The 14625-nt window shown below is 37.3% G+C and carries 12 protein-coding genes; 11 read left to right on the forward strand and 1 reads right to left on the reverse strand.

What is annotated here, in order from left to right; translation table 11 throughout:
- Positions 1–163: 163 nt before the first annotated feature.
- Positions 164–406, reverse strand: a complete 243-nt coding sequence (locus V7137_RS04130) for a YaaC family protein (RefSeq protein ID WP_335696880.1) — start codon at positions 404–406, stop codon at positions 164–166.
- Positions 407–536: 130 nt separating this feature from the next.
- Between V7137_RS04130 and V7137_RS04135 the strand changes: the two genes are divergently transcribed.
- The 11 genes from V7137_RS04135 (at position 537) to yfmH (ending at position 14620) form a co-directional block, all read left to right on the forward strand.
- Positions 537–2204, forward strand: coding sequence for a ribonuclease J (locus V7137_RS04135; protein ID WP_335696881.1), 1668 nt, complete (start codon positions 537–539; stop codon positions 2202–2204).
- A gap of 176 nt (positions 2205–2380) precedes the next feature.
- Positions 2381–3136, forward strand: a complete 756-nt coding sequence (locus tag V7137_RS04140; protein WP_218345605.1) for a ClpP family protease — start codon at positions 2381–2383, stop codon at positions 3134–3136.
- Positions 3133–3369 carry a YlzJ-like family protein gene (locus V7137_RS04145; RefSeq protein WP_335696882.1) on the forward strand — a complete coding sequence of 79 codons (237 nt, stop codon included), beginning with the start codon at positions 3133–3135 and terminating at the stop codon, positions 3367–3369. The genes V7137_RS04140 and V7137_RS04145 overlap by 4 nt, the downstream gene beginning before the upstream one ends.
- Before the next feature lie 134 nt (positions 3370–3503).
- Positions 3504–5855: a DNA translocase FtsK gene (locus tag V7137_RS04150; RefSeq protein WP_335696883.1), complete on the forward strand. Its 2352-nt coding sequence runs from the start codon at positions 3504–3506 to the stop codon at positions 5853–5855.
- 295 nt (positions 5856–6150) lie between these two features.
- Positions 6151–6876 carry a GntR family transcriptional regulator gene (locus tag V7137_RS04155; protein WP_218345602.1) on the forward strand — a complete coding sequence of 242 codons (726 nt, stop codon included), beginning with the start codon at positions 6151–6153 and terminating at the stop codon, positions 6874–6876.
- 85 nt (positions 6877–6961) lie between these two features.
- The gene (locus tag V7137_RS04160) at positions 6962–8044 is read left to right on the forward strand and encodes a BMP family lipoprotein (RefSeq protein ID WP_335696884.1); all 1083 of its coding nucleotides are present in this window, start codon (positions 6962–6964) and stop codon (positions 8042–8044) included.
- 203 nt (positions 8045–8247) lie between these two features.
- Positions 8248–9783, forward strand: coding sequence for an ABC transporter ATP-binding protein (locus V7137_RS04165; RefSeq protein ID WP_335696885.1), 1536 nt, complete (start codon positions 8248–8250; stop codon positions 9781–9783).
- Positions 9776–10822, forward strand: coding sequence for an ABC transporter permease (locus tag V7137_RS04170; protein ID WP_335696886.1), 1047 nt, complete (start codon positions 9776–9778; stop codon positions 10820–10822). The genes V7137_RS04165 and V7137_RS04170 overlap by 8 nt, the downstream gene beginning before the upstream one ends.
- Before the next feature lies 1 nt (position 10823).
- Positions 10824–11783, forward strand: coding sequence for an ABC transporter permease (locus V7137_RS04175; RefSeq protein WP_335696887.1), 960 nt, complete (start codon positions 10824–10826; stop codon positions 11781–11783).
- Positions 11784–12047: 264 nt separating this feature from the next.
- The gene (yfmF, locus tag V7137_RS04180; protein WP_335696888.1) at positions 12048–13328 is read left to right on the forward strand and encodes an EF-P 5-aminopentanol modification-associated protein YfmF; all 1281 of its coding nucleotides are present in this window, start codon (positions 12048–12050) and stop codon (positions 13326–13328) included.
- Positions 13328–14620 (forward strand): EF-P 5-aminopentanol modification-associated protein YfmH, encoded by a 1293-nt coding sequence (yfmH, locus tag V7137_RS04185; protein WP_335696889.1) that lies wholly within the window; start codon positions 13328–13330, stop codon positions 14618–14620. The genes yfmF and yfmH overlap by 1 nt, the downstream gene beginning before the upstream one ends.
- Positions 14621–14625: the final 5 nt, after the last annotated feature.

A 14625-nucleotide genomic window follows, 5' to 3' on the forward strand; every position in this document is an offset into this window, starting at 1 on the left:
CAAAATCCAAGAGAAAACCAGAAAAATGTCTATCGTAGTAAAACTGAATAACAAACACAAATAATTATGGGCGAATGACCCTACTTTACAGGCGAGAGCCCACTCAATAGGGGATGTTCAAAAGCAAAGCTTTCATGACAACCTCATTAAATAAAAAACTACATCAAATAATAATAGACCAAAAATGGTCTTTTTGCATGGTGACGTTAAGTAATGACCAAATAAATGGATAATCACGGTTTTGCATCATCTTTGTGAGTTCTCTCCACCACTCTGTTTCATAGCGGGCAATCATACTTAAATTGTAAATTAACAAATTAAATAGCTCAGGAAAATTGAAATAGTTGTCTTTATTTAGAGGCTGGATAAAATTACTTTTTATATTGGAAAGGTTTTCAAAAATCAAGTATAATAATCATAACTGATTTGGACGGAAATAAGAAAAGCGGATGCGCCCGTTTGGCGGAGCTAGAGCTAGACATTTTTCGGAGTTCAATAAATTATAAATTTGGATACAGCATAGGAGGATTTACAAATTGATAAAGAAAATTAATAACTCCATTAAGTTAATCACACTTGGTGGTGTAGGAGAAATCGGAAAAAATATGTATCTCGTTGAAGTGGACAAGGACATATTTATCATTGATGCCGGCTTAATGTTCCCCGAGGAAGAAATGCTGGGCATAGACATTGTGATACCAGATATTACTTATTTAAAAGAAAATAAGGAACGGGTAAAAGCAATTTTCTTAACGCATGGTCATGAAGACCATATTGGAGCCTTATCGTATGTGCTCCGTCAAATTGATGCACCTGTTTATGGAACTAAGTTAACACTTGCCCTTGCAAATGCAAAACTTAAAGAACAGGATTATTTTGGTAAGACCCATTTTATTGAAGTACAATCTGATACGATTGTAAATTTAGATACAGTGGATGTAAGTTTCTTTAAAACTAATCATAGCATTCCAGATTCTGTGGGTATTTGTATACATACCTCTGAAGGAATCATCGTTTATACGGGTGATTTTAAATTTGATCAAGGTGCCACAGAGCTTTATAAACCAGAAATAGGCAAGATGGCATCTATTGGGGAACAAGGGGTTCTCTGTTTGTTGTCTGATAGTACAGAAGCCGAAAAGCCTGGTTATACAGCATCAGAAGCGATTGTAGAACGTGAAATGTCCAATGCCTTTTATAATGCTCCTGGAAGAATTATTGCAGCTTGTTTTGCCTCTGATATAAATAGAATTCAACATATCTTTAATGCCGCATCTGAAAACGGCCGTAAAGTTGCAGTGGTAGGAAAAAGCCTCGAGAGAATTTATCATATTGCCCTAGATTTAGGATATTTAGAAGTCGAAGAGGATTTAATTATTCCGGTTAGTGAACTAAAGGATTATCAAGACAGAGAAATTGTCGTCTTAATGACTGGAAGCCAAGGTGAACCGATCGAAGCTTTGCAGAAGATGGCAAAGCAGATGGATAAAGTAGTTAATATCCAAACAGGAGATACTGTATTAATTGCCGCCTCACCACTCAGGGGCAGCGAAGTATTTTTATTTAAGACGATAGATATGCTTTTTAGAGCTGGTGCTAATGTAATATCAGGTAAAAGGACCATCCATGTATCGAGTCATGGTAGTCAAGAAGAATTAAAATTCATGATTAACTTAATGAAACCAAAATATCTGGTTCCTGTTCATGGTGAATACCGAATGCTTAAGGCACATCGGAAATTAGCTTTGGAATGTGGACTTACTGACGAACAAATTATTATCCCCGCCCGCGGTGATATTCTTGAATGGAAAGAAGACAAACTCGCTATTTTAGGTAAGGTTCCTTCTGGTAATATATTGATCGATGGTATTGGTGTCGGGGATGTTGGAAATATCGTGCTCCGTGATCGGAGACTCTTATCCCAAGATGGAATTCTAATTGTCGTTGTGACATTAAAAAAACAAGACAAGAGTATAGCAGCTGGTCCTGAAATTATCTCTAGGGGATTTGTATACGTTCGAGAATCAGAAAAATTGATGGATGATTCAACAAAACTAGTTCGTGATATTGTAGAAAGAAATATTGCTAAGGAATCATTTGAGTGGTCCAGTTTAAAACAAGAAATTAGAGAAGAATTAAACCGAAATTTATTTGAAAAAACAAAAAGACGACCAATGATTCTCCCAATCATTATGGAAATCTAGAAAGAAAGCACTGGAAAAAAACTCCAGTGCTTTTTGTTTTGGCACTTTGTAATTGGAGCGGAAAGCGAGCGCCTTGAGCTCCAATTAACAGACAAGTTACAGAGCATTTATTTTTAGCATGAAATTACCTTATAAGACAATACTAACCTATATCATGCTAGAAGGGAGTATTAGGGATGAATAACGATTTACAAAATAATAAAAATGAAAATCAAGAAGGCGGGGAACCTCAAAAAGAGGAGAAAACTTCTTCTGCATTAATAGACAAAATCCAGCAGCTAGGACAAACTAATGTACCACAGCTTTCGACAGATTCTAAAATTCATTGCTTGACGATAATCGGTCAAATTGAAGGCCATCTGGCTCTTCCACCGCAAAACAAGACAACAAAATATGAGCATTTAATGCCGCAACTTGTTGCAATTGAACAAAATCCTAAAATAGAGGGCGTGTTAGTAATCTTAAATACAGTTGGCGGTGATGTTGAGGCGGGCCTTGCTATTTCCGAGATGCTTGCAACATTATCTAAGCCGACGGTTTCAATTGTATTAGGAGGAGGGCATTCAATTGGAGTTCCGATTGCTGTTTCCTGTGACTATTCGTTTATTGCAGAAACTGCGACAATGACGATTCATCCGATTAGATTAACAGGACTTGTAATAGGTGTGCCGCAAACCTTCGAATACATGGATAAAATGCAAGATCGGGTAATCAATTTTGTTACAAAGCATTCAAATATTAGCGAAGAAACTTTTAAGGATTTAATGTTTGCTAAGGGTAATTTAACAAGAGATATAGGAACGAATGTTATTGGTGCTGATGCCGTACAAACAGGGCTAATAGATGAAGTAGGCGGGCTTGGGCAGGCAATGAAAAAGTTAAATGAACTGATTGACCTGCATAAAGAAAAGGATAAAGGATTGATCCAATGATACTTTATACAATGATGCCGCCTGAATTAATATTTCCTTATGAGACTGAATCACCGAGCAAACAACAAATGGTCAATTATCAAGGTATACCCCTCTTGGTAGAGTTGATGGATGGCCAAAATGTTCAAGTTATTCGGATTCTAAGTACAGACCCGCAACATTACTTGGATAACCAAATTTGCCCAGGTGCAAAAATTTCTTTCGCGAACCTAGAAGGATTGTCCTCGATGTAATAGTAGATTATGGTATAATCAAGAGAAGATATAAGAGCAGCCACTAAGGCTGCTTTCTTCCTTTTTACCCTTTTAGAGAAGGATGTTATATACTAAAGGAATAATATACCATAATGAAACAACAAGGTGATTAAATGGCCAAGAAAAAAAGAAGACAATCTAAAAAGAGAGATAACCATTTGAAAAAGACCGTGCAGTATGAATTATCTGCACTAGCTATTTTAGCAATCGCGATCATATCGATTGCAAAACTCGGTGCAGTGGGAAAAGCAACTGTAATCTTCTTCCGCTTTTGGATGGGAGAATGGTATATGCTCAGTTTAATTGGGCTAGTTGTATTAAGCGTTTATTTGATGTGGAAACGTAGTATTCCTTTTTTCTTCCATATTAAATTAGTTGGATTGTACAGCATTACTTCTGCCATCCTTCTGCTAAGTCATGTAACACTTTTTCATTTGCTAACGAATGATGGGAAATTTAAAGACCCTAGTGTAATCAGTAATACATGGGAATTGTTTATGATGGAATTAAGAGGTGAAACTAGCACAACCGATTTAGGCGGGGGAATGCTTGGTGCAGTTTTATTTGCCTTATTCCATTACTTATTTGCCGAGACAGGTACGAAAATAATTGCGTTTATTTTTATTCTAATTGGCATTATTTTACTAACCGGGAAATCATTCGGTGATTTCATCGCTAAAATCATGATGGTCTTTGTCGATTTTTCAAAAAGTCAATGGGATGCCTTTAAAACAGATATGGCAGAATGGAAGCAAAAACAACAAGAAAAAAAAGCACAAAGATCTACACAAAGAAGACAGGCGCAGGAGAATCGCGAACAAAGAGAACAACCCAGCACTACGACAGAACCACAATCACTTCAAGAGGAAATCAGAACACCAGAACCAATTATTTCAAGTTTTGCTGATAGGGCCTATGTTGATGAAGGTGAGATAAATAAAAATCAACCTGAAGAACCGAGGGAAAAAACAAAAACGACTGAAGAAAATGACGATTCCATTCCACCAATTACTTTTACAGAAGTCGAGAATATTGAATATGAGCTACCGCCGCTCAGGCTGTTAAGTCTGCCTAAGAAAACAGATCAAAGTGGAGAATACGAACAAATCCATGCCAATGCAGCAAAGCTTGAGAGGACATTTCAAAGCTTTGGCGTAAAAGCGAGAGTAACACAAGTACATTTAGGACCAGCTGTTACAAAATATGAAGTTCATCCAGATGTCGGTGTTAAAGTAAGCAAAATTGTTAGTCTAAGCGATGACCTAGCATTAGCACTTGCTGCTAAAGGTATTCGAATTGAGGCTCCGATCCCTGGTAAATCAGCGATTGGAATAGAAGTACCTAATTCAGAAGTAGCTATGGTTTCCCTTCGTGAGGTATTAGAAGCGACCCAAAATGACAAACCTGACTCTAAACTATTAATTGGTTTAGGCAGGGACATTACTGGTGAAGCTGTTTTGGCAGAATTAAATAAAATGCCCCATTTACTTGTGGCCGGTGCAACTGGAAGCGGTAAAAGTGTTTGTATAAATGGAATTATCACTAGTATATTAATGCGTGCAAAGCCTCATGAAGTAAAATTAATGATGATTGACCCGAAAATGGTTGAATTGAATGTTTATAATGGCATTCCACACTTACTAGCCCCGGTTGTAACGAATCCGAAAAAAGCCTCACAAGCTTTGCAAAAAGTAGTAAGCGAAATGGAAAGGCGTTATGATTTGTTCTCTCATACGGGAACGCGTAATATTGAGGGCTATAATGAACACGTCAGAAGACATAATTTAGAAGAGAATGATAAACAGCCGTTGCTTCCATTCATAGTAGTCATTGTGGATGAGTTAGCTGACTTAATGATGGTTGCCTCTTCAGATGTGGAAGATTCGATTACCCGCCTGGCACAAATGGCGCGTGCTGCCGGAATTCACTTAATTATTGCAACGCAACGGCCATCTGTTGATGTCATTACTGGGGTTATTAAAGCAAACATTCCATCCAGAATTGCCTTCGCAGTTTCAAGTGCCACTGATTCTAGGACAATTTTAGATATGGGTGGTGCAGAAAAACTGTTAGGAAGGGGCGATATGTTATTCCTACCAGTTGGAGAATCTAAACCAGTACGCGTTCAAGGTGCTTTCCTCTCTGATCAAGAGGTTGAGGACACAGTAGAATTTGTTATTTCCCAACAAAAAGCGCAGTACCAGGATGAAATGATTCCAGATGATATCCCAGAAGTAACAGGTGCGGTCGATGATGATATTTATAATGAGGCAGTTGACTTAATTATTGAAATGCAAACAGCCTCTGTTTCCATGTTACAGAGACGTTTTCGTATTGGGTATACAAGAGCAGCCAGGTTGATTGACGAAATGGAGGCACGTGGGATTGTTGGCCCATATGAAGGCAGTAAGCCTCGAGCTGTTTTACAAGCAAAACCAAAAGATAAGGAAGAACAAAGTTCATAATTTATTTATGAGACTGTTGAAGTAATAATAGATAGAGTGAGATTAAATACTGCCTTTATTATGATGAGAAAATGGTCATAATAGAGGTTTTTTTTATGAGGAAATTTACCTTTAGTAAAAATATGTTATATAGGGAAAATTACCCTTAGACAATTGTGACATAACCTCCCACCCTTTATCGACAAAATTTTTGAAATTCTATTTATTTATCCCCAAAAAAATGTTAATATAAATTTCGATTAGTAGAAATGATATCAGATGTCTGATGTCTAAGGAAAAGGCTGGAGGATACAGCATGTCTATAAAATCAGATAACCGGCATTTATACTTACAAGTTATCGATCGTCTAAAGCAAGATATTGCAAACGGGGTATATAAAGAAAAAGAAAAACTACCTTCTGAGTTTGATCTTGCTAAACAGCTGGGTGTGAGCAGGGCAACTCTTCGAGAAGCATTACGGATCCTCGAAGAAGAGAATGTTATCATTAGACGCCATGGCGTTGGTACTTTTGTTAATGTAAAGCCTTTGTTTACTTCAGGAATTGAACAACTTAATAGTGTAACTGCCATGATCAAACAGGCCGGAATGATCCCAGGAACAATTTTCCTTAGTTCATCAACACAAGGTCCTACCGAAGAGGATATTCGCCGTTTTTCTTGTTCTACAAATGAGGACATTTTTGTGATGGAAAGGGTTAGAACCGCCAATGGGGAACCGGTCGTCTATTGTGTCGACAAGGTACCAGAACGTATTCTGCCGGAAACATTTTCCCATGCAGAAGAATCGCTCTTCCGTATTTTGGAAGAAGAATCAAATCGAAGAATTACATACGCGGTTGCCCAAATTGAGCCGTTAGGCTATCATGAAAAAATTTCCCCAATTCTAGAATGCGAACCAGAAACTGCATTGTTAGTTTTAAAACAGATGCATTTCGATGAAATGGATGAACCTATCCTATTTTCGGTAAACTATTTTAAAGCAGACAAGTTTAGTTTTCATGTATTAAGGAAAAGAATTTAATTTTTAATCCGTTTTGAAAACGCAATCAGTCTTGCTCCAAAAACATTTTTACTAAATCAAACCATATTCATAGGGGGTCAATACCATGAAAAAGCGTAAAATTGGAACGGCTTTATCACTAGTTCTAGCTGCTGGTACACTATTAGGAGCATGTGGGAAAAGTGATGACACAGGCAAAGAACCTGCTAAAGGCGGAGAAAAGAAAAATGATTTCTCTGTAGCGATGGTTACTGATGTTGGTGGTGTTGATGACAAATCATTTAACCAATCAGCTTGGGAAGGTCTTCAAAAATTCGGTAAAGACAATGGCTTATCAAAAGGTAAAGGCGGATATGATTACCTTCAATCAAAATCTGATGCTGATTATTCTACAAACTTAAATACACTTGCTCGTCAAGACTTTGATTTAGTTTACGGAATTGGTTTCTTAATGCAGGCTGCAGTTGAAGAAATCGCGAAACAACAAAAAGATTCAAACTTTGCGATCATCGATGCCGAAGTTAAGCAACCAAACGTTGCAAGTGTACTCTTCAAAGAGCAAGAAGCTGCCTTCCTTGCAGGTATTGCAGCAGCACTTCAAACAAAATCTAACCATATCGGCTTCATCGGTGGTATGGAAATCCCTGTAATTGAACGATTTGAATCAGGATTCTTAGCGGGTGTTAAGGCTGCAAAACCAGAAGTAAAAGTTGATGTTCAATATGCAGGTGCATTCGATAAAGCGGAACTTGGTCAAAACATCGCATCTAAAATGTATTCTTCAGGCGCTGACGTAGTTTTCCACGCTGCCGGTGGTACTGGTAACGGTTTATTTAAAGAAGCAACTGACAGAAAAGCAAAAGATCCAAGTAAAGAAATTTGGGCAATCGGTGTTGACCGTGACCAAGCTGACATGGGTCCAGATGTTGTTCTTACATCTGCACTTAAGCGTGTTGACGTAGCAGTACAAGACTTATCTAAAAAAGCAATGGATGGCAATTTCCCTGGTGGACAGCAAATTCTTTACGGATTAGCTGAAGATGGTGTTGGTGTTGCTCCAATTAACAGCAAAGCTGGAAATAAAGATGCAATTGAAGCTGCAATAAAAGAATGGGTAGAAAAAATTAAATCAGGTGCTGTAAAAGTTCCTGGTACTCGTGACGAATTAAAGAACTTTAGCGCAAAATAATTTTTGTGAGGAATAAGCAAGGGTTTACCTCTCGCTTATTCCAACCTAATGAATCTTAACTGAAGCGTAGAATAAATATTCTACTTTTCATTTAAGATTATAGTGGGGAGGGATTCCCTGTTTTTTTAAAACTCGGAAAGGTCTGACCTCTTACTACTTATGGTCAATTTTTCCTTTTATCTTATCACAGGGAGTGAGAAAAGATGGAATATGTAATTGAGATGCTTAACATCCGTAAGGAATTTAATGGCTTCGTTGCGAATGATAACATAACCCTTCAATTAAAAAAGGGTGAAATCCATGCCTTGCTTGGCGAAAATGGTGCAGGAAAATCAACATTGATGAATGTACTTTTTGGATTATATCAGCCAGAGAATGGTGAAATTCGAGTTAAAGGGAAACCAGTAAACATTTCTAACCCGAATATCGCAAATGATCTTGGAATCGGAATGGTCCATCAACACTTTATGTTAGTTGATACGTTCACAGTCACTGAAAATATCATCCTTGGTAGAGAAATAACTTCTGCTGGCCGAATTGATCTTAAAAAGGCTGAGCAACAAGTCCGTGAGATCTCTGAACGATATGGTTTAGCAGTTGACCCACAGGCGAAAATTTCCGACATTACCGTAGGTATGCAACAAAGAGTCGAAATCTTAAAAACACTCTATCGTGGAGCCGAAATTCTTATTTTTGACGAACCTACTGCTGTTCTTACTCCGCAGGAAATTAAAGAATTAATTCAAATTATGAAAACGCTTATAAAAGAAGGTAAGTCTATTATTCTCATAACCCATAAACTGAAAGAGATTATGGAAGTATCTGATCGTTGTACTGTTATCCGCAAAGGAAAGGGAATTGGAACAGTAACAGTAAGTGAAACCAATCCTAATGAACTTGCTAGCTTAATGGTTGGACGAGATGTTGTCTTCAAAACTGATAAGAAAGAATCATCTCCAAAACAGGAGGTCCTTGAAATTAAGGATTTGGTTGTAAAGGACCCTCGTGGTGTGACAGTAGTTAATGGCTTGAATCTTTCTGTTCGTGCTGGAGAAATTGTCGGCATCGCTGGTGTAGATGGTAATGGACAATCGGAATTTATTGAAGCTATTACTGGTTTACGTAAAGCTGAAAGCGGCAGTGTGAAATTGAATGGAAAAGAATTGATCAATCATACTCCAAGACAGATTACTGAATCTGGCGTAGGTCATATACCTCAGGACCGTCACAAGCATGGGTTAGTTTTGAACTTCCCAATTGGTGAGAATATGGTATTACAAACATATAATAAAAGGCCATTCTCAAAGAACGGAATTCTAAACTTTGGTGAAATTTATAAAAAAGCCAAAACATTGATTAGTGAGTTTGATGTACGGACACCAAGTGAATACACTTTGGCACGTGCGCTTTCCGGTGGTAACCAGCAAAAGGCGATTATTGGCCGTGAAGTAGATCGGAACCCAGACTTATTGATAGCTGCACAGCCAACTCGTGGTTTGGATGTTGGGGCCATTGAATTCATTCACAAACGCTTAATCGAACAGCGCGATAATGGTAAGGGTGTCTTGCTTATCTCTTTTGAACTGGATGAAATCATGAATGTCAGTGACCGTATTGCCGTTATATATGAAGGGAAAATCGTAGCTGTTGTGAATCCAAAAGATACGACTGAGCAGGAACTTGGATTACTAATGGCTGGCTCGAATAGAAAGGAAGCGGGTGAAGAATCACATGTCTAAACGGTTTAGAAGTATTTTAACACCTATTATAGCCGTATTATTAGGTATCCTTGTTGGAACATTTATTATGTTAATAAGTGGGTACAATCCAGTTGCAGCCTTTACAGCACTATGGAATGGTGCTTTTGGAGATATCTATTACATCGGAGAAGTAATCCGACAATTTACTCCATATATCTTAGCCGGACTTGCTGTGGCATTTGCATTCCGCGTGGGCTTATTTAATATCGGGGTTGAAGGACAATTCTTAGTTGGTTGGCTTGCTGCTGTATGGGTAGGGGTCGCCTTTGACTTACCTCGAATTATCCATTTACCACTTGCTATCATTGCCTCCATCGCAGCAGGAGCACTTTGGGCATTTATTCCTGGTTTATTAAAAGCACGTTTCCGTGTCCATGAAGTAATTGTAACCATTATGATGAACTATGTGGCCTTACACGTATCCAATTATATTATTCGAAACGTAATTACAAAACATGGAGATAATTCAGGCCCTATTCATAAATCAGCAACATTACGATCTGAATGGTTAGAGAGTCTAACAGATTATTCAAGACTTCACTGGGGTATTATTCTTGCTATTATTTCTTGCTTTATTATGTGGTTTTTATTAGAAAGAACAACAAGAGGATTTGAATTAAGGTCTGTAGGTTTTAACCAACATGCTGCTCAATATGCAGGGATGAACGTTAATAAGAATATCATCCTTTCTATGCTTATTTCTGGAGCTTTCGCAGGTTTAGCAGGTGCCATGGAAGGATTAGGTACTTTTGAATATGCAGCAGTAAAAGGTGGATTCTCCGGCGTTGGTTTCGACGGAATTGCAGTTGCATTACTAGGGGGAAATACTGCACTAGGTGTATTTTTCTCAGCCATATTATTTGGTGTTCTAAAAGTGGGAGCATTAAATATGCCGCTTGAAGCAGGGGTACCAAATGAATTAGTAGATATCATTATTGCGTTAATCGTATTCTTTGTTGCATCAAGCTATATAATAAGAGTATTTCTTGACCGATTCAGTAAGAAGGAGGTGAAGTAAGTTGAGTTTAATGGAAATTTTAATCATTCTTGTTCCATCCACTTTATTATGGGCGGCTCCACTTGTCTTCACTGCATTAGGCGGTATATTTTCAGAACGTTCTGGGGTAGTAAATATTGGACTTGAAGGTTTAATGGTAATTGGTGCATTTACCGCAATCGTATTCAACTTAACTACATTTGATACTTTTGGTAATGCTACACCTTGGATTGCATTATTGGTAGCAATGGCAGCAGGAGCATTCTTCTCCTTGTTCCATGCAATTGCTTCGATTACATTCCGTGCTGATCACACTGTTTCTGGTGTTGCCATTAACTTACTTGCAACTGGACTTACCTTGTTCCTTGTAAAACTTATCTATGATAAAGGTGAAACAGGAATTATCAGTAAAGGTTTCAGTAAAATTGATATTCCAGTTCTTAAAGATATTCCTATTATTGGAAAAATATTTTTCCAAAATACGTATTGGACATCTTTTTTAGCCATTTTAGTTGCTATAATCGTGTGGTACATTGTTTTCAAAACACCATTTGGTCTTCGCCTTCGTTCAGTTGGTGAACATCCAATGGCTGCAGACACAATGGGTATAAACGTAACAAAAATGCGTTATTTAGGTGTTATCCTTTCCGGAGCCCTTGGTGGTCTTGGCGGAGGAGTTTATGCACAATCGATCACATCAAACTTCAGTCACTCAACCATTAGTGGTCAAGGTTTCATGGCGTTAGCTGCCATGATTTTTGGAAAATGGCATCCACTTGGTGCATTAGGAGCTGCAATCTTCTTTGGTTTCGCTCAAAGTATTAGTATCATTGGATCAAGTTTACCTTTCTTAAAGGAAATTCCAAGTGTATACCTATTGATTGCACCATATGTATTAACCATTTTAGCCTTAACTGGATTCATCGGCCGCGCCGATGCACCAAAAGCAGTTGGTACACACTATATCAAAGGCAGCAGATAATAACTTCAGCAAGCAGAACCCCTGGTTATAAATCAGGGGTTCTTTTTATTAAAGGCACTGTTAAGGCTATTGTTGATATTTTTTTCCATGTTGATTGGAGTGGGAATCATCAACCTATGAAAGAAAAAAGTGTAATTACTTGTATTGAACAAGCTTGCCAAATTATAGTAATAAGTATAGGTTTTATTACAAAGGAAATGATATAAAGAAAAATGTTTACATATTGTATTGTATAACCCTTTGAACAGTTAAGGAGGAATGTATGTGGCAACCGCTACAGAAAAAATAACCGAACTTAAGGGATATAAACTTCATCTAATCCCAACCGAAAAATATAAAACGAATACCTTAATCTGGAAAATGAAAGCGCCTCTAACAAAAGAAGATGTAACCAAACGGGCACTTCTTCCACAAGTATTACAAAGCAGTTCAGCTAAGTATTCTTCAACTACAGCTCTGCGGTCCTATCTTGATGAGTTATACGGTGCGACACTTTATGTTGACCTATCTAAAAAAGGTGAATACCATATCATGAGTTTTTCAATCGAAATTGCCAATGAAAAATTCTTAAGCGATCCAAGCCCATTATTAAAAAAGGGGTTTGAATTGTTAGCCGAAATAATAAACAATCCCAATATTAAGGGTAATGCCTTTGACAGAGAAACAGTTGAAAAAGAAAAGCGGACCCTAAAACAACGTATTCAATCTGTTTTTGATGATAAGATGCGCTACTCTAATATGCGCCTAATTCAAGAAATGTGTAAAGGCGAGCCTTATGCATTAGAGGTAAACGGGGATTCAGCAGATGTTGATGCCATTACTCCGGAGAACTTATTTGAATATTATAAAAGCGCTTTTTTAACGGATGAAATGGATTTATATATTATCGGTGACGTTAATGAAGAAGAGGTAAAGAAATTTGCTGCAGACCTCCTGCATTTTGAAGAAAGAACACCGAAAAAGTTAGATAAAAAAGATGTAACCAAAAATAGACAAGTAAATGAAGTGAAAGAGCGGCAAGATGTAAAACAAGGAAAATTAAACATAGGATATCGCACGAATATTGTGTACGGTGACCCCGATTATTTTGCTTTACAAGTGTTTAATGGCATTTATGGCGGATTTGCTCATTCGAAATTATTTATAAATGTACGTGAAAAGGCAAGTCTCGCTTATTATGCAACAAGTCGTCTTGAAAGTCATAAGGGCTTAATGATGGTTATGTCAGGTATTGATTTAAAAAATTATGATCAGGCAGTTGGAATTATTAATGATCAATTAGAGGCAATGAAAAACGGGGATTTCACAGAACAAGAGCTAGTCCAAACAAAGGCCGTCATTCAAAATCAGATTTTAGAGACGATTGACACATCAAGAGGATTAACCGAGATTCTATATCATAATGTTGTGGCTGATGCAAATATCAATCTTGATACTTGGCTTCAAGAAATGCAAAAAGTAACCAAAGAAGAAATTATTGCACTTGCGAAAAAAATCGAAATGGATACCATTTATTTCTTAACAGGAACGGAGGCGGGGAAATAATGGAGAAAATTACGTTTGACCAGCTTCAGGAAGAACTTTACCATGAAAAATTACCTAACGGGCTAAATGTATATATCTTACCGAAAAAAGGATTTAATAAAACCTTTGCTACCTTTACAACAAAATATGGTTCTGTGGATAATACATTTGTTCCTTTTGGCAAAGAAGAGTATGTCAATGTACCCGATGGAATTGCCCACTTTTTAGAGCATAAGTTGTTTGAGAAAGAAGACGGTGATGTTTTTCAGCAATTTAGCCGCCAAGGTGCTTCCGCGAATGCTTTTACTTCCTTTACTCGGACCGCCTATTTATTTTCAAGCACGTCTGATGTAGAAAAAAATCTCGAAACACTCATTGATTTTGTGCAGGAGCCATATTTTTCTGAAAAAACGGTTGAAAAAGAAAAAGGAATTATTGGCCAAGAAATAACTATGTACGATGATAATGCTGATTGGCGTTTATACTTTGGATTGATTCAAAATCTTTACCAGAACCATCCGGTTAAAATTGATATAGCAGGAACAATTGAATCGATTTCACATATTACAAAAGATTGGCTGTATGAATGCTATAACACCTTTTATCATCCGAGCAACATGTTATTATTTATTGTAGGACCGGTTGATCCGAATAGTTTTATGAATCAAGTAAAAGAAAATCAAGCGAAAAAAGAATACAAAGATATGCCTGAGATTAAGCGTAAATTTGAAAATGAACCAACAGAGGCAGCTGAAAAAAAACAGGTACTCGAAATGAACGTACAAACCTCGAAATGTTTACTTGGGATAAAAGCACTTCATGTCGATCAAAGTGGCAATGAAATGCTGAAAAATGAATTAACGATGAATGTGCTTTTGGATCTATTGTTTGGGAAAAGCTCGGAAAATTACAATCAACTCTATAATGATGGTTTGATTGATGAAACGTTTTCCTTCGATTATACACAAGAACAAGGCTTTGGTTTTGCTATGATTGGCGGAGACACTGGTGAACCTGATAAATTGGCGGAAACACTTGAAAAAATGCTATTAGAAGCAAAAAACCAACCTGTATTTAGTGAAGAGCAATTAGAAAGAGCCAAAAAGAAAAAGATTGGTGCATTTTTACGAGCGGTAAATTCACCAGAATATATCGCTAATCAATTTACACGCTATGCCTTTAATGATATGAACTTGTTTGATGTTGTACCAACTCTTGAAAAAATCACCTTAAACGATGTTCAATCTCTTGCGTCTGAAGTCATTTCAGAAGAGCGCTTTTCAGTTTGCCAAGTAGTTCCAAAGAAAAAATAATGACC

Source organism: Neobacillus drentensis, assembly GCF_036962765.1.
GTDB classification, from domain to species: Bacteria; Bacillota; Bacilli; order Bacillales; family Cytobacillaceae; genus Neobacillus; species Neobacillus drentensis_C.

Bases quoted from the DNA above. Each gene is read 5' to 3' on its own strand.
- V7137_RS04140 (WP_218345605.1), top strand. From the start codon at position 2,381: ATGAATAACGATTTACAAAATAATAAAAATGAAAATCAAGAAGGCGGG.
- V7137_RS04145 (WP_335696882.1), top strand. From the start codon at position 3,133: ATGATACTTTATACAATGATGCCGCCTGAATTAATATTTCCTTATGAG.
- V7137_RS04150 (WP_335696883.1), top strand. From the start codon at position 3,504: ATGGCCAAGAAAAAAAGAAGACAATCTAAAAAGAGAGATAACCATTTG.
- V7137_RS04155 (WP_218345602.1), top strand. From the start codon at position 6,151: ATGTCTATAAAATCAGATAACCGGCATTTATACTTACAAGTTATCGAT.
- V7137_RS04160 (WP_335696884.1), top strand. From the start codon at position 6,962: ATGAAAAAGCGTAAAATTGGAACGGCTTTATCACTAGTTCTAGCTGCT.
- V7137_RS04165 (WP_335696885.1), top strand. From the start codon at position 8,248: ATGGAATATGTAATTGAGATGCTTAACATCCGTAAGGAATTTAATGGC.
- V7137_RS04170 (WP_335696886.1), top strand. From the start codon at position 9,776: ATGTCTAAACGGTTTAGAAGTATTTTAACACCTATTATAGCCGTATTA.
- yfmH (WP_335696889.1), top strand. From the start codon at position 13,328: ATGGAGAAAATTACGTTTGACCAGCTTCAGGAAGAACTTTACCATGAA.